We start from the raw sequence: 18,877 nt of genomic DNA on the forward strand, positions 1-18,877 counted from the left end.
CTACCAGTCCGCCACGGGGCGGAATACCTTGGCGTCCGAGGTCCTCGCCAGTTCCCAAGAGACCAGCGAGTAGCCCTCGGGCCTCTTTTCCAGTGGATGGTGGTTCCGCAAGGCGCAGATGATGAACTCGCTGGACTCGACTGCCATCGGCCAGCCCTCCGGCGTCGTTCCCCGCTCAGCCCTGTAGTAGGGGTTTCTGGCCACGATGCCGGTGACCCACTTATCCGGAATGCTCGCTTCCTCCGAGGGGCTCTCGGGGCGCTCGGCCCAGGAGATCGAGGGGACGTCCTCACAGGAGACGAGGTACCCGACGGCTTCCAGCGGCTCGTGCTCCTCCAGGTGTTCCCGGGTTACGGCGCGGCCTGTAAGTGGACGGAGGAAGCCCGAGGCCATCGCGTCGTATCGCTCGAAAAGGTGCCGGAGCGGAGCCATGTCGACCGGAATGCCCACCAGTTGGAAGGAGATATTGCAGCGCAGTACGACGCGGGAAGGGTCGCTGGAGACATCGGCTGTCAGCGTGTAGAAGCCTCCGCCGAGGCAGGTGTCGAAGTACGCGACCTGCTCGGTGTGGTGGATGTCCTCCAGTCCGCCGTAGCGCTTCTTCCTGCCAGTCAGCGCGTTGACGAACTCCCGAGCGCCGGTTCCGTGCCACGCCGTGGCTGCCTGCCGAATGCTCCAGGATGGTTCGGATGTCGTCCAACCCATGGAGTTCAGCGTGTGGACGAGATCAATGAGACCGCCTTCGTCTAGGCGGCGGACGGGGAGGTCCAGGGTGACCCCGTTGCCGCTGGCGATCACCCAGTCGACGTCGGGTAGTTCGTGTACGAAGATGAGTTCGGCGAAGCTGTCGTCGGCGGTAATGTACGGCAGCGGCTCCAGGGTGTCCCCGAGCAGGGAGACGCTGGCTGCCGGCAGATCATTGATCGGTCGGCGCTTGGTCTTCCTCATGGTGTCCAGACCAAGGTGGACACGACCGTGGGCGACAAGTTCGTCCTGTTTCGCCTTCAACAGGTTGGCAAGCGATTCTGGCGAGCGGAGGAGCTGCAGCAGTTCCTTCTCACCGATGAGCAGTACGGGCTGCCGCCCTCGAAACTCGACGACCTGCTGGATGACGGATTCCGTGAAGCCAGCAATGCTGATGATCACACCGATAGTGGCGGGCCCGGCACGCTCCACGCGGGCCCGCACGCTGTCGAAGGTGTTGACGTCAACGGGCGCCTGTTCCCATTTGGCCTCGATTACGTACCAGGCGTCGCCGTAGCCCGCGACAAGGTCGGTTTGCCTTGGTCGCGCAGCGCCGGCATTGCGCTGAACGCGGAAGTGCGCGTTCTGGAAGAGCCGCTCCAGCAACTCCTCGAGCTTCCGGCCACGTCGATGCGCGTCAGAAGTGGACTGGAGTCGCTTGAACTCCGATACCAGCAAGGACTCCCACCCCATTGGGGCACCTCCCCATCGCCTTGGCCAGCCCACCCCAAGGAACCGTGTGCCGGCCGCAACGACGCGGCATCAGTCTGGATGGTACGTCCAGGCACTGACACACGTTCAGGTCAGCGATTCCAGCAAGTCCGTGGCCGCCGTCCGGGCCAGAACAGTCAGCGGGGAGGTCTTCCCGGTACGGCGATGCACACGCTCGACGTTGGCACACAGCATCAGACGGGCGAGGCGACCGGCCTGGGTGCCGAGGACATCGGCGAACACTGCCAGCACCCGACTCGCCAAGGCCGGCACGGGCAGGGGTGCCGTCCACAGGCAGGCCGCGTCGTACCCGACCGGCGCCATGCCCCAGCTCTCCCAGTCCAGCACGGTCAACTACGGACCGGTCAGGTTGGCCCATCCAACGTCCCCGTGGGCGCATGCCCACTCAGTGACGGTCGTGTCGACCTGGTCGCCGTATACCTCGCGGATCCGGCCGGCCAGGTGGTCCTGGCGCAGACATACTCGCTGCGTGGAGTGCCCGACCAGCGCGACCAGGGCATCACGGAACACCGGACACCAGCCGCGTGATGAGCGGCGGCTCCTCCCTCTGCCACGCCTCGTACTGCAACCGCTACCGGGTCGCGGCCCGCAGCTCCAACACTCCCGACAGCTCCACGGGCAACATCGGCTTCCGCCTGGCCGCGGACAGTACCAAGCCCGGCCCGTAGGCCAACGGAGGGCATTTGAGCAGGACATCATCGCGGCGGCGCAGCGCGCTGGACAGTCCGGCACATACGTGGCGGCCCGAGAAACGGCACTCACCACCCTGCTGCGCGGACTGGGCGAACCGGAGCGGCGGCTCTCCTCCGCGCAGCACGTGCTTGGTTGTGGACTGGACGAGCCGCGTGCCGCGTTCCGTCGCCGTCGTGAAGGCGACCCGGAGCTGATGACGGGTCTGACGGCGGAGGGCTATCTGTGCTGGGAGTACGTGGTCCCGTACTTCGGCGCCTACCGTGAGTCCGAGGTACGGGAGCTCTTCCCGGCCGAGCCGAACGCCGTCTTCCGTTCGTATCGTTACGGCCCCGAGCAGCTGCCGTGGCTGGGTGCCGGGGTACGGCCATGAGAACGTCCGCCGGGACGCCCGTGGCTCCGGGAGCACGTGCCGCCGTCCCTCCCGTCGACGAGCGACTGCCCTTGCGGCGGCTCGCGCCGCGCTCCACCCAACACGTACTCGCCGTGATCTCGGCTCCGGTCTCCACCGCGTTCCTGACCGCCGACGCGCTGGGGCTCTCCGGCGAGCGCACCGCGTCGCTGCTCAGCGCCCCCCTGGTCCTGTGCGGCATCGGCGCACTGCTGCAGTCCTTCGGGACGTTCCGGGTCGGTGCCCGGCTGCCGTTCGTCATGCTGCCGGGCGGAGCCGCGACCGCGATCTTCCTGCAGGTCACGGCCGAGCACGGAGCGGCGACTGCGAGCAGGGCGGTGCTGCTCGCGGCGGCCCTGCTGCTGGCCGTCCTACCGCTCTACGCCGGGATCGTACGGCTCTTCCCGCCGCTGATCACGGGCGTCACCGTGCTGCTGATCGTGGTCGCCATGGTGCGCGTCGCCGCGTAGCTGATCGTCGGGCTGGGTGGCGGCCGGCCCGCCGCACCGTCGGCGGTCGCCCTCGCCGCGCTGACCGTCGGCTGCACGCTCGTCGCGTACGTGCTGTTGCGCGGCGTGTGGCGGCAGATGGCGGTGCTGATCGGGATGGCCGCAGGGACGGCGTTCGCGGCCGTCTCCGGGCTTGGTGCGTTCACCCTGGCTCAGGGGTCCGGGCTCGCGCTCCCGCACCTCTTTCCGTACGGGACCCCGCACTTCGACGTCCTCGCCGCACTGCCTCTGCTGATCTTCAGTCTGGCCTCATTCGCCGAGGCGACCGGCCAGACGGTCCTCAACCGCGAGACCGTGGGCCGTACTCCGGAACCCGGACGTGACGTGCCGCGGGTCGTCCACGCGGACGCGGTGGTCTCCCTGCTGGGCGGCATGTTCGGCGCGTCCCTCCTCGTGACCAGCTCGGAGAACATCGGCATCGGCAAGCTCACCGGGGTGCGCAGCCGGTTCGTCACGGCGGGCGCAGGCGCGCTGCTCCGCCGGGCTGCTGGCGCCGGTCTCCCGGCTGCTGGCGGGCATCCCCGCGCCCGTCGTCGCGGATTCCGCGCTGGTGGTGTACGCGATGATCGCGGTGATGGCGTGGAGATGCTGCGCCGGGTAGACCTCACAGACCGTACGAACTCCATGGTCGTGGCCATCGCGCTCGCCGCGGGGCTGCTGCCGGTCGTCTCGCCGGGGCTGTACGACGGCTTCCCCGGCTGGGTGCGTATGGTCCTGGGCAGTAATCGCGGGCACCCTCACCGCGGTGGTGCTGAACACGGCCTCGCACCCGGCGTATCGACCTGGCCGGAACGAGGGGCAGACCCCGAAGCCGTCGTGCTGACCTTGACCGGGAACCTCCCCGAGGCGATGCGCAGCCCGGCGTCCGTCCTCGCGTACCGGCTCGAGGCACTGCTCCCGCCGCGCCTGCCGGCGGCCCCGGCTGCGAGGCCGGTCAGACGGCCGGACCCGTTCCAGACCTGCGACAGCTGCGACCGCGCCTCCGCGCCCCGCACCCGGGCGGCCGCTGCCGCGACTGCCCGCCGCCGTCCGAAGCGCGCGCGGCCGCCTGAGCCGGGCCCTCTCGGGGTGGGCGTGCTGCGCCGTCCGGCCGCTCCGACGGGATGTCGTCGCGGCTGCGGCCTCGGGGCGTGGTCGGCTGGCCAGCGTCCCCACCCACCGACATCGAAAGGTGGTGCTCGGTGTACCGAGCCCGCTTCCTCACTGCGACGGCCTCGGGACCGTCGTCGAGGACAACTACTTCCCAGCGGTCAACTTCGCGTGCACGGGTGCGACGCCCTTCACGTCGTCCCCCGCCCTGCCCAGTGACCGGGTGATGTCCTGATCAACCTGTCTGCACCAAGGTGGGTCCTGCTGGTCAGACCGCCGCGGGAACTGCTTCGTGGTGTGCACAGTCCGGTTGCGGGGCATTCGACGCAGAGTAGCCTGGACTTGACCGACACTGCCTGATCCTGGAGGTAGGCGATGTTTGTCCGAAGGCTGCGGCGCCGTAAACCGCATCGGCTTGTTCTTCTCGGCAACGGCCGTTTGATTAGAGGGTTCAGCGGGGGGCTTTACGACGGCCACGGATATCAGTCCTGATACAGCTCACCGTGTCGAACTCGGCTTGCCGCAGAGTCCGTGCGGCAGACCGAGTTTGGAGTATGTGCGGTGGCGGAGGAGACCGACACCTTGGTGGCCATTACGCGGATTCTGTCACCGCATTGCTCTGTCACCAGGACATCCAGCGGTGCCCTGATCGCCGACTGGAGGCGGCGGACCCGTTTTCTCGGCATGACGATGACGGATGTTCAGAAATTCGCTGAGGGAAGCTCCGAGGAACGCGCTGAACTCGTCACCGATCTCATCCGCGCCGGGTGCGCGACGGATCGCCGGAAGACATACTCGGACGTTGAGGTCGGGCTCTGGCTACGCGGAGTGCACCTGTCGATCCGGACCATGGGATTCGGGCGCGTCCTTCGGCTCCTGTCCTTGGCGGCACCGGTGTACGCGCGTGCAGACGCCCCCTCAGTGGAGGAGGTGGCACGGCTGAAACGAGCAGTACGATCACACAGTCACAGAAGCTGGTTCGTGAACGACGATTGCAAGGCCGAGGCCGTGACGGCCTTCGTCCTTCTGCGGCGATGTGGCTTGAATGCCGTGCTTCACGTCGGTGTGCGCGAGCACCCGTTCGCCTTGCATGCCTGGAGCTCTTCGGCGGGCGTGTGCATCCCTGATGCCGATCCGCGGGGGCACGTGTACACGCCGGTTCTCTCGATCAGTTGCGGCGGGCAGTGACGTGCAAGCACTCCGCCTTGATTGGGCCGGGGGTGCACCGAGGCTCCGGGCGGCCGAGGCCATGGCTCGGCAGGGACTCGTGACGACGGTCTCCTCACGGGCCGGCACTGCCGTGGTCGTCGGCTGGGTCGGCTCGGTCCGTGACCGTGTGGCGGGCGCGCGCGGGCTCCTGGACGCCGTCGGCCGGACGGGAGCCACACCACGTCTGCCGATCGGCGACTATGCGGCTGTCCTGGTGTGCCGCGACCGCATTGTGCTGATGCGCGACGACCGTGCGCGCATCCCTCTGTTCTTCACGGAGTCCGGCGGGCGCGTGAGCGCGGTGAGTACGTCGGCGCGCTGTCTGGGCGACTTCGAAGCGCTGGAACGCAGCTACTTCTGCCGGTTTCTGACGGGGAACATGGCACAACCGCACTCAGAACTCACCCCGTTCTCCGGTGTGCACCGGGTCCTCGGCGGCGAGGTGGTGGAGCTTTCGATCACTGGGCAGATGCGCGGTCGGGTGCGCAGACACATCGGTGAGGCTGATGACCTGCGGGACTCGACAGCAGACGGGCGCCGTCTCAGCGGGGCCGCGAAAGACCTGCGCCTCGCGCTGGAGCATGCCGTCGCGCGCCGAGTGGGCCGGATGACGGCATGCCACGTCTCCGGCGGCACCGACTCCACCAGCATCGCGTTGCTCGCAGCCCGTCTGCTAGGCGCGGGACAGGGCCGCCGTGGGGACCTCGTCCTGCTCGCCGGGCGCTTCGACAGAGGAGAGCTGGCCGGGGAGCAGCCGTACCTGGAAGAGGCCATGAAAGAGGTCTGCCGTCATGCACCGGCAGCCCGCCCGGTGATTGCGGATGTCGGCGACGTGGCCGACTTCGACGACTTCGAACACCACGCGGGAGACGCGGATGAGCCCCATGCGCACGCCTTTCGCGCCCCGTTCTGGAGCAGGCTCCACGGCGAAGCTTCGGAACTCGGCTGTGACACTCTCATGACCGGTTGCGGGGCCGATCCGATCGCGGACGCCAACCCTCTTCACCTGCATAGACTGGCCCGCACAGGGCAGCTCCGGCAGATGACGAAGCAGGCACGTGCCTGGGCCGCAGGTACCGAGCGCGGCGTGCGTGACGTCGTCTACGACTACGTCATGCGGCCGACCCTTCCACTGGCAGCCGAACGGATCACTGCGCTCGACCGCCGCGGGACCGTGCTGGGCGGCCTTGGCCGCTTCGCCCGCCCCCGTTGGCTACGATACGGATTTGCGCGGGCCCACGGCTACCGTGAGGCGAGCATCACGGAGAGCCGCTTCGTGTTCGGACGTAGGCCGGAAGAGTCGTTCTTCGAAGCGGCCAATTACCTCGCCGCTCCCGACCCGCTGTCCTGGCAGCGGGCACGGCAGGACGGATTCTTCCTCTCGCACCCCTTTCTCGACCGCGAGGTCATCGCCACGATGCGCCGCCTCCCTGCTGAAGCCACGTTCCATCCGGGCCGTCCGAAGGCGGTTCTGCGCGAGGCCATGGCAGATCTGCTCCCCTCCCGGATCCGCGGCCGAGCAGTCAAGATCCCCTTCGACCAGCTCTACGCCCGCGGCTTGCGGGCACACGGCGACGAACTCATCAACCTCTGCCGCTCCGCGAGGCATCCGCTGGTCGCGGAGATGTTCGACATCGAGGTGCTGTGCCGGGCAGTGAGGGAGGCACAGCTCGGCGTTGGGAACGCAGAATCCTGGGATCGGATGAACAGCTCTCTTGCCCTCGTGGCGTGGCTGGAGCGACTGGACCCGCGATCCCGCGCGCTCGGTGCGGCAACGGCGGTCATCGACGGCTCTTGATGTCCCACAGCGATTTCTGGATCGGGCCCGTCACGACATCGACGAGGCCGTACCTGTTTTGCACCGCGCGGATTTCCGCGTCAGACGGGACGCGATCTTCCTCGCCTTTTCGCGTGATGGATGAATACACGACTGCACCCTGTGTGCCGAACTTCCAATAAACGGCGACGAAACGGGGGTCCATTGTATGTTCGTCGATCGAATTGTTTTCGCGAACCCTGCCGCTGTAGATGATGGAGTCGAATTTCTTATCTTTCTTCACCCACTGAGGCACTTTGCCGCCGCTCCAGGAATCCCTGGCAAATTTAACCGAATCCAGTCCGAGTCGGTCCTTGCGTGCGAGGCTCACGGTGGCATAGAAGGCCACTTGGTCGTACCGCGTGTCGATGGGTAGCTGCACGACCGTTCGCATGGCGAACGTGTCACTTGCCTCGATCCAGCCTCCGGGGACCATCCATGGCTGCGCCGCCAGCAGTTCGCCGTCCTGGTGGACCTCCCTGCGGGAGAGCGGGCTTTTCTCCTGGGTTTTTCTCCACTTTTCGGCGTCGTCACGCCATTCCTGCCGGAGCCGGTCGTGATCGATCACCGGCACCTTTTGCCCCATGGCATGGAACTCGGCACCCATGACGTAGAAACCCACTTCGCTGTCGTTGGCGAGCGTGATGTCGACCGGCACGGCGAACGATTTTCCGTCCATGCTCAATTCATGCTTCCCCACAGCCAGCTTGATGACCGGCCTGGCCCCGTGCTGGTATGGCTGATAGAGGTTTTGGTAGCCAAAATTGCCGATCGCGATTACAGAGGAGACGACGAACGCCGTGGCCAACTTCTTCGGGGCGGGGATCACGACCGATGTCCGCCACACCGCGAAAACGGCCCATGCGGAACCCGCCGTGAGTAGGCACGACAGCGCCGTGTAGGGCGGAGAGTCGCCCTTCAATACCTCGAGCAGGAGCATGGAATTGGTCAACAATGCTGTGACCGTGCCGACCAGTGCGACCGGCCCGGAATAGGGAAAGCTTCTCCAGAACCAGTGGTCCATGACAGCAGCGCCGCCCAACAGTGTGGTGGCCGAGGCCACGACGAGGCCGGCGCCGGTGACGCGTCCCATGAAGCTCAGGGCCTCGCTGAGGTCCTTGATGCCGAACCGGCCCAGGTAGCCCGCCGTCACGAGGAGGACCAGCAGGATCAATACCGGGGTCGTCCGTGACCGTTGGGTTTTCGTCGGTACCCGTAGCGCCCGCAGGGGGGAGCCGGATCCGGACGTGGGTGGAATCCACATGTGATCGCCTCCTGAGACTGCAAGCCGTGCGCTGTGTTCCGGATGCGCCGATGGCGGCCGCGACCGGCACGGTGTCGCCTTCCCGCACCGTTCCGGGCGGTTGCGCTGCGCCGAGGGCTCGAGCACCATCGTCCGTGCCGATCTGTGGGATCACCATCTGGATGCCTCTGGACGGCCTAACCGAACGGGTCCGGGCTGCCCGGCGCGGGCGACGGCGAGGGATTTCGCCGTCGCCTGCGCCGGCCTGCTGGCGCGTCGAAGCGCCCGCCAGCGCTGCACCCACGGTCAGCCGCACGGCACAAACCACGACTGCGCTCGGTGAGGGCGCGGCGGCCGGTCCAGCGCGTCCGGGGGCGCTCCTGAAGTGGTCCGCTTTCCTCTTGGCCAGCACCGCTCTGCGACGGTGCTGGTTTCGTGCTGACTTTTGCCGTCCGATTGCCGGGAAAGCGCAGGTCCTAGTGCCGGTCGGATGAGTTGTCGTACCACTCGATGGTGGTGCCGATCAGGCTCGCGGCGATGATTCTCTTGATGCTGCCGGCGGCTGGGGAGGGTGTGGCAGAGGCGGCCATGAGTACCACTTCCGAACGGTGGGCGGGGACGATTCCGTGTCGCCACACCGTAGGAATCCCCATCTCAGCCGCACATGGGTGGTGTCACCACAGTTGATGGCCGGAGTGTGTGTGCGTGCTCCATGGCACGGAGTTTGCGGTGTCCGCATCGCCGGACGGGGCGTTGCGCTGGCCCCCTTCCACCCGCGTTGTTGCGCTTGGACTTCCACGTGATACCCGGACCGTTGAAAGACCGCAAACCTCGCCAGACACACCGGCCGACGGCCGAGCGCCCACCGTGCGCCTTCCGGCCGACGACGGTTCGGACCGCGCCTATCCGCAGTCGCCCAGGACCGACCCCGACCCGTCGGGGGTGCGCACGGCCCACAGCATGAACAGTTCCACCAGGATCGCCGGGACATTGCCCCACACGCCGGCAAGGGCCACGAGCCCGGGCCGGGTGTCTCGGAGCCGGAGGCCCCAGCGCCGGCGCATCCGCAGGGCGAGCAGTACGCAGTTGCACAGCGAAGGTCTGCCCCGGCCCGAATTCGGCAGCCGCGGCGACTCCGGCCGTATCTGCATCGCGAGGAACGCCTCGAAGGACCGCGATGAGCACAGGGCATCCACCGCCGATCCGGAGCTCATCGGCGACCTGGTCCGTGAGTACGTCCGCGGTCAGCCTGCCCGGGACCTCCATCTCGTGGAGACGGCGTCCTGGAACAAGGCGCTGCAACGGGCATGTGCGGAGCTCCGGCTCGTCCCGGGGAGGAGGCGCTCGCGGTCTGGACGGTGAAGTCGTCCTGGTTCAAACCGCCGAACAGTCTGGCCATCACTACTGCCGGCCTGCGCATCACCGAGGCGGGCAGCCAGCTGTTCGTTCCCTACGAGGACTTCGGGCTGTACCGGTTCTCGCCCCTCACCGTTCGGGGCGACCGCCACTCCTGAGGCAACGGAGTCCGCCTCGTCCCATTGGCTTCACATCACGGGTCCTCAGTTCTGGGAGCGCCGGCCGCGTGATGGCGGGGGGATGCCACCACGCGGCTCGGGCCCGCTCGGAACCCGCGCCGCTCACCGCCGCGGACTCCCATGACCACGCTTATGGCCAGCCTCCGTCGGCCCAAACGGTGAAGCGCACTCTTTCTCAGAGCAAGCCGACGGTCCCGCACGCCGGGGAGTGCAGCCGCGGGTCCCTGGGCAGGCGCGCCGTCGACGGAGATTCCTCCGCAACCGGAGTCACGGCGGCGGAGGGGCCACAGTTCCGATCGAAGGAGTTGTTTCGCATGACGGAGAACGTGTGGGCCTACCGCGTCGGCGTCGACTACCTGGCGGCCGATCTCACCGGCTACGGGGTCGAGGCGCTCGACGGCAGCATCGGAAAGGTCGACAAGCACTCCGACGAAGTCACCGACGCCTATCTGGTCGTCGACACCGGCGTGTGGATTCTCGGCAAGGAGGTCCTGCTTCCGGCCGGCCTGGTGACCCGGATCGACCACGCGGCGGAGAAGGTCTACGTGGATCGGACGAAGGAACAGGTCAAGGCTGCTCCGGAGTTCCGTCGGGACGAACACCTCGGGAACGCGGACCATCACGAGGCCGTGGGCACGCACTACCTCTCCGGCATGCCGTTCGGCATTCCGCCCGCCTGACCGGATGCAAGGCGGCGTGTGCCTCGGTCCCGGATCCGACGGGAATTCGGGACCGAGGCAGGTCCGTACGCCCCACCGGCATCGACCGGCACCGGTGGGAGGTGGGGCGGTTCAGATGTGTTGGGCAGCGTTCGCGCCTGGGGCGCCGTGGACGCCCGCGCCGGGGTGGGTGGGCCGCGGAGGCGAGGTAGAGGCTCTTGACGGGCGTCTCGGGTCTTCCGGTGCCAGGGGTCGGGCGGAAGGCCGCCTGTTGATGCAGGGCGGCGGTGCCGTTGTTGATGGCGCCGTTGCGGAGGTTCTCGTTCATGGCCTGGAGGGTGGTGGGGGCCAGGATGCGGCGGACGCCGATCAGCGCGCGCAAGCCGGGTGCGAACCGTTCCACCTGGGCTTCGATGCGGTCGGCCATTGCTTCCTGTTCGCGGGCGTCCCAGCGGCCGGTGATGCGGTCGGGGCCGGCGTCGGAGGTGACGTGCTGCGGGAGGTGGGTGTAGGCCCACGCCGATTCCGTGCCGGCCGGTGAGCGCGTGGGGTCCGCCGTTGTCATCTGGCCGAACAGGGTGAAGGGCTGGTCGGGAACCTGTCCCATGGCGATCTGGAGGCGAAGCGGGTCAGGCCGTCGACGCCGTCCGCCACGTGGACCGTCCCCGCCCCAGCAGCCTGTGGCGCCGTCCAGGGCACCGGGCGGGTCAGAGCCCAGTCGACCTTGAAGGTCGCGAAGTCCTACTGGAAACGTTCCAGATCCCGCAGCAGTCGGGACGGAAGGTGTTCCTGGCCCACGAGGTCCCGGTACAGGGCCGGGGCCGACGTGCAGCCAGTACGGCCCGGCGCGCGTCGACCGTCTCCCCGCCCTCGGTCCTGACCCCGACCGCCGTGCCACCACGTACGACGACGGACATGACGCGCTCCCCGCAGCGCAGGGCCTCCGCGGCGCCGGAGGTGGCTCACGAGCGCCGCGGTCAGGGCACCGGCCCCGCCGACGGGGACCGGAAAGCCGTGGCTCTGTCCGAGCATCGACATCAGCCAGCCGAAGCCGCCGCTGCCGACGGCCTCGGGGGCCAGGTCGGCGTGCAGGGCGTTACCGGCCAGCAGGAGCCGGCCGCCTTCTCCGGCGAACTCCTCCTCGGCGAGGCGCCGCACCGGGTACATGTCCCGCCAGGCGTCCCCGTCGGGCGCCGCGAACCCTGCCAGGCCGGCCGAGGCCACTTCCACGCGACGCTCCAGTACGGCGCACCTGCCGTCCGACGGCCATGGGAGGAGTCCTTCTGCCGGAACGGACAGTGCGCCAGGAGGGCGCGCACCGAACGGTGCACCCGACCGCCAGCGCGCTTTTGCCCATGTGCCCATACCGGCGCTCGTGCTCAGAACCACCAGGCACCGGCATTCGCACTGTGGTGTCACGGTCGTGGTGCGCGGTACCGAATGACCTCCCATCTCACCCGCGCCGCGTGAAACCGGCGAACCGGGCCGCCCGGACCCGAAGGCTCGGTGGCGCGTCAGTCCGGCCAGGTGCCTGTCATGCGCCGGGTCGCCACGGCGCCCGAGCGATCAACAGCGGCCTTGACCACTGCAAAGATTGCGCCCTGGATGGCGGCGGCGATCAGAATCTGCCGCCAGGAGCGGTCTTCGTCCGTGGCGTCGGGGGCATCGTCTTCGCCTGCGACGATTTTCCAAGCCTGCTTGAACGCGGCACTCGCGATCATGCCGCTGGCGGCGCCCAGGGCCAGCCCGACCGGCTTGTAGGCGATCTTGGACGCTTTCATCGGCATCCGCGGCTGCGCCGCACCAGCAGGAAGACGAGCAGGGCGACGCCGGCCACGAGCAGCGGCTTGCGGTTGGCGCGTGCCACCCTCGCGGCCTGGCCGGCCTTGTCGAGAACCGGCTCGGGTGTCGTGTCCTTCACCAGCTGCGCGGCATGGTGGGTCTTCCCGCGGATCTGGTCGGCGACCAGGGCGGTCTTCTCGGCGGCCTGTTCCCTGACAGCGGCCGCCTTCTCCTTCGCCTGTGCCCTGACGTCGGCCTTGCCCGCCAGCGCCTCGACGGTCTGCCCGAGTTCGTCACGAGTGCGCTCGACCTGCTCGCGCAGCTCGTCGGGGGTGGGCGTGCCGATATTGTTTCCGGGTTCACTGGTCATCGCTGCGATTTCTCCTTTATCTCGGCCAGGTCGGCCTTGACGCTGTCGATGGTCCGCTCCGGAACCGGGGTCCCGGCACTTGCGATTTGTTTCTTCCCGGCCATGGCCATCACTGAGGCCACCACTGCCAGCGCCGCCGCCACAATCAGGGCCGACGCCCACACCGGGAGTATCAACGCGAGAGCCGCGATACAGGTTGCCGTCAACGCCTGAGCTGCCAGAATTCCCATGAGGCCCGCAGCGCCGAAGAGGCCGCCGCCTTTCCCGTAGCGTTTCCCTTTCTGAGTCATTTCTGCCCGCGCCAGCTGCATCTCCTCGCGGACCAACTCCGAAATCTGCTGGGAAGCGCGCGAGACCAGGACGCTCACGGATTCATCGGTGCCGTGGGTCTGCCGCTCTATCGTGACCATGCGGATTCTCCCTTCACGATGTGCACGCCGTTGTCTTGGCGCGCCTACCCAGTAAACGACCAAGCACCCACCCCGAGCAGATGCCGCGCAGGCAGCGGCGCAACAGCGCAGACGAGGAGCTGGCCGGACCAGCACGGCGATCTAGAGCCATCCGTTGCGACGAAAGGAGCGATAGAGGAATCCTGACGCCATCGCCATGAGGCCGACGGCGAGTGGGTAACCGTAGCTCCAGCCGAGCTCCGGCATGTGCTCGAAGTTCATTCCGTAGACACCGGCAACCATGGTGGGGACCGCGAATATCGCCGCCCAAGCCGAGATGCGCCGCATGTCGTCGTTCTGCCAGGTACCCACCCGGGCCTGCTGGGCATCGAGAACCGAATTCAGCAGCTCGTCGAGCGTCCGCACCTCGGTGTCGGTGCGATGCAGGTGGTCGGCCACGTCGCGGAAGTAGGGCACGACCTTTGCCGGACGCTCTTCCTCTGCCAGGCCGCTCAGAAGGCCGGGCAGGACCGGGACCAGCGGTTGCACGGCGTCCCGGAACTCGCGGACCTCGCGTTTCAGGGAGTAGATGTCCTCGGTGTGGTCGACGCGGGAGGACGAGAAGACGCGGTCCTCCAGCTGGTTGAGGGCGCCGCGAACGGTCCCGGCGGCCTCGCTGTAGGCGTCGACGACAACGTCCAGGACGGCGTGCAGAACCGACAGGGGGCCGAAGCGCAGCATGGACGGGTCGGCTTCCAGCCGGCGGCCTGCCTCGACTGCCGGATCCACTTCGCCATGACGGACGGTGAGTACGTAACGGGGCCCGACGAAGAGCATCAACTCGCCCGTCTCCACGGCAGCTTCCTCCTCCACGTACCAGAGGGTCTTCAGCGCGACGGCCAGTACGTCACCGAAGCGCTCTCTCTTCGGCCGCTGACGCGCCTGCACCGCGTCCTCGACTGCCAGGGGGTGCAGACCCAGTTCCGCAGCCAACTGCACGAGCTCCTCCTCGGCCGGGTCGACCAGTCGAACCCAGCCGAATTCGCCGTCGTCCAGCCCGCGCAACCGCTTCAGCACCAGTCGGCAGGCCTCGTCGTCAAGGCCGCACTCGACCGTCTCCGACCGGCCCGACCGCTCCTCGTACACCACGCATTCCATACGGCGCGCATGCTTCAGAACCCCGATTTCATGCGCGCCTGCGGGCCGGTCGCGGTCCCGCTGCCAGCCTCCGTTCCTCTCTCCGGGCCGGGATCGCCCGTGTAACGGCTGTGGTCGGGTATGCGGGCCGGATGGCACTGTCAGGGCTGTCCGAGTCTGCGGTGCGGGAGGCGCTCGGATGGCTCGTACACGCCATCGAGGCGGCCGGCGCGCGATCAGCAGGAGTCCGGCTCGCGCTCCCAGTGACCCCGCATCAGATAGCGGCCCGAAAGGCGCGTCGTCGCGCGGTCGATCCCGCCATGCGGAATAGCGTGATCTCACCGGACGCACCAGCCCCGCCAAGCGCCTGAGGCACCGTCACGGACTTCCCCGGAGAGAGGCGGCTTCTCTTGCCCAGCCGTCGAGATAAGAAACAAATAAAAAGTGAACGCATGCCCTCGGTACGGCAGGGCAGACGGCGCTTCGGAGGTTGATAACCATGATTCCCCTGCTTCTCGTTCTCCTGCTGGTCCTGGTCCTCTTCGGCGCGGGTTTCGCGGTGAAGATTCTCTGGTGGCTGGCTATCGCGGTCCTGATCCTGTGGCTAATCGGATTTGTTGCCCGCCCGAAGGGCGGTAGCGGCCGCTGGTACCGCTGGTAGCCGTCGACAAGAGCGCCGTTCGGACACTGCATGGCGGTGGGGGGGCCCCCCCCCCCGGGGGGGGGGGGGGGCGGCCCCCGCCCCCCCCCCCGGGGGGGGGGCGCCCCCCCCCCACCGCCATGCCTACGCGTGCGGGCCTGGCTTTCCCGTAACGATGGATGCCGAGGACGGTACGTGCGGACAGGCCGTCTTCCCATGTGCGGGCCTGTGCGTGGACGATGGGGGGACGACGCCGCGAAGGAGAGACACATGAGGGCACGTACCTCCCGCACTCTGCTCGTTGCCGGGACGGTCGTCCTGGCCACTCTCGGCTCTCCCACTGCGGCGCAGGCCCTGCCCGCGTGCCCGAGCAACGCCATCTGCCTGTGGCGCTTCCAGGACGGGACCGGGGACGTGTACGTGTGGCGCGGCGGCTACGTGGACCTGCCCAGCAAGTTCGTGGACCACGTCGGCTCGTTCCGGGCCAATAGGACCGGCGCCTTCATCGACTGGGCGACCGGCAAGGACTGCCGTCCGGTCCGGGTCGGCGACTACGCCTCCAACTACGCGGGGCGGTTCGGCGGGAAGATCGACGCGGTCGGCAACACCTGCTGACGGTCGACGCGTCGGGGTCGGGACCGGCTCGACAGGGCGGCCCCGCCGCCCTGTCAAAGTGTCCCCTCAGCGGCGTCGGGCGCAGGCCCAGGCCCCCATGCCCTGCATCTTGGCGAGCTTCCTCGCTGTCGCGATCTGCTCCGCCTTCGTGGCGAGGTCTGCGCGGGGTGCGTACGTGCGACCTCCTGCCGCGTTCCAGCTCGAACGGGTGAACTGCAATCCGCCGTAATGGCCGTTGCCCGTGTTCGCCTTCCAGTTCCCGCCGGATTCACACCGGGCGATGGCGTCCCAGTCGGGTTTGGGTCTGGAGTGGGCCACGGCGGCGTGTGCCTGGGAGACGTCCAGCAAGGCTGCGGTCAACAACACTGCGATGGACAGTAGTTGAGCTATCGTGCTCCGGCTTCGCGGGTCCTTCTGGTGGCGCGACATGAGTCCTCCTTCGCTGTTGGGGCGGGCTTGCCCCGAATAGCGGGCGGGCGCCCGCGTAAGGCCGTCATAAAAGCCGTGGCCACAGCACAGCACGGACCGACGTCCATCCAGCGGCACTCACCATCGATGAAGGGGCGACGCCACCCGAACGGACGCTCCGCGGCCCGCATAAGGCCGTCATCGCGTGGAAACGCCCCTGCTGCCAACGTGACAGAGGGCGACGTCCGCCACGGTCACCCCCGCCGCGCGGAGTTCGCCGGTGGGCGCTCGATCCACGGACGGGCGTCGAGCCGTTCGAAGACTTCCGGAGCGGTGACGAGCAGGGGTCGCGCCTTCGCGGCCCCGTAGGCGGCATCGCAGCCCCACGGCGAAGTCCAGCTTCGTCAGGGCGCGTTCGATGGGCCCGCGCGCGCCTGCGGGGTCGGTGAGCGCCGAACGGAATTGCGGCTCGGCCTCGTCGGGCCGACTCCGCAGGACGAAGGCGGGAGCCTGGGTGATCGTGCGGGGAGGGAGTTCGGTGGTTCGTTCGAGCGCAGGGCCCGCGGCCCCGGATCCGCCGCGGCGCCGGGAGCGCTCGGCGCTCTGCGCCAGGGCGGCGACATCGCGGCGTGCGCCGCCAGGGTCTCCAGCAGGCCGCGCACCGGTACGTCGCCCGCCCAGCCGTACCGCGACACGACGAAGTGACCACCCAGCCCTCGTCGTACGGCTGTACGGCTCTACGGCGCCCGCGGCTACGATCAGCGCTGGTACGTGCCCACCAGAGTGCCTACGGCCAGCTCCTTGCCCTCTACCGCGCGGTGCACGGTGTCGAGCGTCGGCCGGCCGTGCAGGGTGAGCGGCTCGGACAGGGCGTACAGGCGGAAGAAGTAGCGGTGCGGCCCGTGTCCCGGCGGAGGCATCGGCCCATCCCAGCCCACGCGCCCGAAGTCATTGGGCCACGGCAGCCCGCCCCGAGGTTTCTGACCTTCCTCGGTCCCCGCGGCCCCCGGATCGATGCCGGTGACCAGCCAGTGGAGGAAGGTCCCTCCCGGGGCGTCCGGGTCTTCACAGAGCAACACCAGCTCAACGGTCCCCTCGGGCGCCGCCGACCAGGCCAGGGGCGGCGAGATGTTCTCCCCCTCACCGCTGTACCGGCGGGGGATCACGGTGTGGTCGTCGAACGCGGCGCTGCTGAGTTCAATTCCGGTCATGCGCGGCGCACTACCCATGGGCGGCTGCGCGGACACCGGCCCGCGGGGCGGAACACCCGATCAGCGGCGTCCACGGACCCGCGAGTCCGTCGGCCTCACCGCGCAGGACGTGACAAGGAGTTCAGGGTGGAGTAGCAAGAGTGACCAGGCCCGTTGTCAGTGGCGGATACGAAGATGTGATTCACCACTGAACCGGCAACGTCCAAAGGAATCCTCATGTCCGCACCCGCACCCGCCCGCACGCCCTTCCGCTTCCCCTCTGGATGGTGCGCCACCGACCTGGGCTCCTACCGGCCGTGCGAGTACACGTACGAGGTCTACCCATGCGAGAGCCTGCCCTCCCTCGACGCCCGCGTCCTCGACGGCGGCTTCGGGTGGCTGGGCGGTCCGGATGGCCCGGGCGGGCCGCGGTCGGGTCACGGGGAGCACCTCGCGGCCGTGGAGGCAGACCTGGCGCCCCTCGGTCTGAGCCTTCCCGCCGACTTCCGCACCTTCTACAGCAGCGACAGCCTCTGCCGCGCGTTCGACGAGGTGTCGGTGACGGCCTGCTGGAGCGACCTGTCCGCACCGCTGGAGAGCCCGGCCGAGGACGGCGCCCGCCTCGTACGGTTCCTGCGGGATCAGCAGGACTGTGTCATCTGGTACCTGTACCTGCGCCCCTCGGGGGAAACGTTCGTGGTCTTCTCGCACCTGGACCTGGAGCTCGCCGGGCGGCAGGAGCTGGATGAGGCACAAGCGGACGAGTTCCGTGCCGCGGCGGCGCACTCACTGGTGCGGTGCGCCTCGACCTTCGAGGAGTTCGCATACCGCTTCGTGGTGGAGAACGAGCTGTGGACGCACCTGAACACCACCAACCCGGACACCACACTGGCCCCCCACTTCCAGGAGTACCTCGACCATTACGCGGCCGCGGCCCACGTCCTCGGCGCCACCGCCGGGGACGACTGACTCCACCGTGCTCGTCAGCCACCACGGCGGACGGCGGCGGGGCGGGGCAGCGTCAAGCGCGGGGGTGGCCGGGGTGGTAGCCGGGCTGGTGGGGCGGGTACCCCTGCCAGGGCTGGTACTGCGCCGGCTGGTGATGGGGCGCCTGGGCCGGCCCGGCGCTGCGCAGCAGGGCGTCGAAGCGGTCGTACAGGTCGCGGGCCCTGTCCGGCGGGGGGACGTAGGCGATGACGGATCCGTCGGTATGCTGGACCGTCACCACGCTGCCGGCGCGGGGATCGGGCTGGTGCCACACTCCGGCGAGGGCCGCGGCGGGTACCCAGCCCTGCTCGGTCTCCGGGCCGCCACCGCCCCACCGGCGCCGCACCGCCCGCCGGTATCCCGGGAACAACAGCGCCGGGAACATCACCACGACGAGCAGGAAGAGCACGATGTTCGCGATCACCCCGCTGGTCCAGTGCAACAGCGCGAGGAAAGCCCCGTAGCAGATCGCGACGATGCCCACCCACATGCAGGCATTGACCGCCCACTCCGGCGCTCCGGTCTTCCGGAGCAGGCTGAAGAGCCCGACCGATGCGAGGATCACCAGTGCGGTGACGCACCCGGCTCCCTCGCCGAGGAACCTGTCGGCGACGCGGCCGGCGCGTCCGTCCGGCTGGACCACGTAGCCGTGGTCATGGAACTGGACGGATATCCGCCCGCCTGGCGCGGCGTTCACGCCCTTGATCTCGTACATGACGATCACGCTAGCCGGTCGGGGGCC

The 18,877-nt window shown here is 68.5% G+C and carries 20 protein-coding genes and 3 pseudogenes; 10 read left to right on the forward strand and 13 right to left on the reverse strand.

What is annotated here, in order from left to right:
* The 3 genes from ACFYOB_RS23860 to ACFYOB_RS23870 form a co-directional block, all read right to left on the reverse strand.
* On the reverse strand, positions 1–1,437 hold the full coding sequence (locus ACFYOB_RS23860) for a restriction endonuclease (RefSeq protein ID WP_388562522.1): 1,437 nt from the start codon (positions 1,435–1,437) through the stop codon (positions 1–3).
* Between the two features lie 105 nt (positions 1,438–1,542).
* Entirely contained in the window at positions 1,543–1,809 is a 267-nt protein-coding gene (locus ACFYOB_RS23865; RefSeq protein WP_388562524.1) for a hypothetical protein, read from the reverse strand.
* Positions 1,810–1,986: a hypothetical protein gene (locus tag ACFYOB_RS23870; protein WP_388562526.1), complete on the reverse strand. Its 177-nt coding sequence runs from the start codon at positions 1,984–1,986 to the stop codon at positions 1,810–1,812.
* 2 nt (positions 1,987–1,988) lie between these two features.
* On the opposite strand from ACFYOB_RS23870, the pseudogene ACFYOB_RS23875 reads away from it, so the two are divergent.
* The 5 genes and pseudogenes from ACFYOB_RS23875 to ACFYOB_RS23895 form a co-directional block, all read left to right on the forward strand.
* Positions 1,989–2,144 (forward strand): annotated as a pseudogene (locus ACFYOB_RS23875) (SUMF1/EgtB/PvdO family nonheme iron enzyme); the annotation flags it as partial.
* Between the two features lie 68 nt (positions 2,145–2,212).
* Positions 2,213–2,539, forward strand: a complete 327-nt coding sequence (locus tag ACFYOB_RS23880; protein ID WP_388562528.1) for a hypothetical protein — start codon at positions 2,213–2,215, stop codon at positions 2,537–2,539.
* Positions 2,536–4,374, forward strand: a pseudogene (locus ACFYOB_RS23885) (uracil-xanthine permease family protein). Before ACFYOB_RS23880 ends, ACFYOB_RS23885 begins: the two are co-directional and overlap by 4 nt.
* A 342-nt stretch (positions 4,375–4,716) precedes the next feature.
* Positions 4,717–5,343, forward strand: a complete 627-nt coding sequence (locus ACFYOB_RS23890) for a lasso peptide biosynthesis B2 protein (RefSeq protein ID WP_388562530.1) — start codon at positions 4,717–4,719, stop codon at positions 5,341–5,343.
* A gap of 79 nt (positions 5,344–5,422) precedes the next feature.
* Positions 5,423–7,162, forward strand: a complete 1,740-nt coding sequence (locus ACFYOB_RS23895; protein WP_388562533.1) for an asparagine synthase-related protein — start codon at positions 5,423–5,425, stop codon at positions 7,160–7,162.
* On the opposite strand, the gene ACFYOB_RS23900 is transcribed toward ACFYOB_RS23895, so the two are convergent.
* Both ACFYOB_RS23900 and ACFYOB_RS23905 read right to left on the reverse strand, forming a co-directional pair.
* The gene (locus ACFYOB_RS23900; protein WP_388562535.1) at positions 7,146–8,354 is read right to left on the reverse strand and encodes a hypothetical protein; all 1,209 of its coding nucleotides are present in this window, start codon (positions 8,352–8,354) and stop codon (positions 7,146–7,148) included. The two genes, ACFYOB_RS23895 and ACFYOB_RS23900, sit on opposite strands and share 17 nt — an antisense overlap.
* A 971-nt stretch (positions 8,355–9,325) precedes the next feature.
* On the reverse strand, positions 9,326–9,637 hold the full coding sequence (locus ACFYOB_RS23905) for a hypothetical protein (RefSeq protein ID WP_388562537.1): 312 nt from the start codon (positions 9,635–9,637) through the stop codon (positions 9,326–9,328).
* A gap of 93 nt (positions 9,638–9,730) precedes the next feature.
* On the opposite strand from ACFYOB_RS23905, the gene ACFYOB_RS23910 reads away from it, so the two are divergent.
* Complete coding sequence (locus tag ACFYOB_RS23910; RefSeq protein WP_388562539.1) at positions 9,731–9,937, forward strand: hypothetical protein; 207 nt, start codon at positions 9,731–9,733, stop codon at positions 9,935–9,937.
* Positions 9,938–10,272: 335 nt separating this feature from the next.
* Positions 10,273–10,638, forward strand: coding sequence for a PRC-barrel domain containing protein (locus ACFYOB_RS23915; RefSeq protein WP_388562541.1), 366 nt, complete (start codon positions 10,273–10,275; stop codon positions 10,636–10,638).
* A gap of 111 nt (positions 10,639–10,749) precedes the next feature.
* On the opposite strand, the pseudogene ACFYOB_RS23920 reads toward ACFYOB_RS23915, so the two are convergent.
* From ACFYOB_RS23920 to ACFYOB_RS23940, 5 genes and pseudogenes are all read right to left on the reverse strand, one after another.
* A pseudogene (locus ACFYOB_RS23920) lies at positions 10,750–11,880 on the reverse strand (phytoene desaturase family protein); the annotation flags it as partial.
* Between the two features lie 251 nt (positions 11,881–12,131).
* On the reverse strand, positions 12,132–12,398 hold the full coding sequence (locus ACFYOB_RS23925) for a DUF4235 domain-containing protein (RefSeq protein WP_388562543.1): 267 nt from the start codon (positions 12,396–12,398) through the stop codon (positions 12,132–12,134).
* Positions 12,395–12,769: a DUF3618 domain-containing protein gene (locus ACFYOB_RS23930; RefSeq protein WP_388562545.1), complete on the reverse strand. Its 375-nt coding sequence runs from the start codon at positions 12,767–12,769 to the stop codon at positions 12,395–12,397. Before ACFYOB_RS23930 ends, ACFYOB_RS23925 begins: the two co-directional genes overlap by 4 nt.
* Positions 12,766–13,179, reverse strand: a complete 414-nt coding sequence (locus ACFYOB_RS23935; protein ID WP_388562547.1) for a phage holin family protein — start codon at positions 13,177–13,179, stop codon at positions 12,766–12,768. Before ACFYOB_RS23935 ends, ACFYOB_RS23930 begins: the two co-directional genes overlap by 4 nt.
* 141 nt (positions 13,180–13,320) lie before the next feature.
* Complete coding sequence (locus ACFYOB_RS23940; RefSeq protein WP_388562549.1) at positions 13,321–14,316, reverse strand: magnesium and cobalt transport protein CorA; 996 nt, start codon at positions 14,314–14,316, stop codon at positions 13,321–13,323.
* Between the two features lie 478 nt (positions 14,317–14,794).
* Between ACFYOB_RS23940 and ACFYOB_RS23945 the strand changes: the two genes are divergently transcribed.
* Both ACFYOB_RS23945 and ACFYOB_RS23950 read left to right on the forward strand, forming a co-directional pair.
* Positions 14,795–14,956 (forward strand): hydrophobic protein, encoded by a 162-nt coding sequence (locus tag ACFYOB_RS23945; RefSeq protein WP_388562551.1) that lies wholly within the window; start codon positions 14,795–14,797, stop codon positions 14,954–14,956.
* Positions 14,957–15,205: 249 nt separating this feature from the next.
* Entirely contained in the window at positions 15,206–15,550 is a 345-nt protein-coding gene (locus ACFYOB_RS23950; RefSeq protein ID WP_388562553.1) for a peptidase inhibitor family I36 protein, read from the forward strand.
* 66 nt (positions 15,551–15,616) lie between these two features.
* On the opposite strand, the gene ACFYOB_RS23955 is transcribed toward ACFYOB_RS23950, so the two are convergent.
* Both ACFYOB_RS23955 and ACFYOB_RS23960 read right to left on the reverse strand, forming a co-directional pair.
* On the reverse strand, positions 15,617–15,916 hold the full coding sequence (locus ACFYOB_RS23955; RefSeq protein WP_388562555.1) for a transglycosylase family protein: 300 nt from the start codon (positions 15,914–15,916) through the stop codon (positions 15,617–15,619).
* An 800-nt stretch (positions 15,917–16,716) separates the two neighbouring features.
* On the reverse strand, positions 16,717–17,169 hold the full coding sequence (locus ACFYOB_RS23960) for a YbhB/YbcL family Raf kinase inhibitor-like protein (protein WP_388562556.1): 453 nt from the start codon (positions 17,167–17,169) through the stop codon (positions 16,717–16,719).
* A gap of 216 nt (positions 17,170–17,385) precedes the next feature.
* On the opposite strand from ACFYOB_RS23960, the gene ACFYOB_RS23965 reads away from it, so the two are divergent.
* Positions 17,386–18,117: a hypothetical protein gene (locus tag ACFYOB_RS23965; protein WP_388562558.1), complete on the forward strand. Its 732-nt coding sequence runs from the start codon at positions 17,386–17,388 to the stop codon at positions 18,115–18,117.
* Positions 18,118–18,169: 52 nt separating this feature from the next.
* On the opposite strand, the gene ACFYOB_RS23970 is transcribed toward ACFYOB_RS23965, so the two are convergent.
* Positions 18,170–18,850 (reverse strand): hypothetical protein, encoded by a 681-nt coding sequence (locus ACFYOB_RS23970; protein WP_388562560.1) that lies wholly within the window; start codon positions 18,848–18,850, stop codon positions 18,170–18,172.
* Positions 18,851–18,877: the final 27 nt, after the last annotated feature.

The organism is Streptomyces sp. NPDC006463 (assembly GCF_042870715.1).
Lineage (GTDB): Bacteria > Actinomycetota > Actinomycetes > Streptomycetales > Streptomycetaceae > Streptomyces.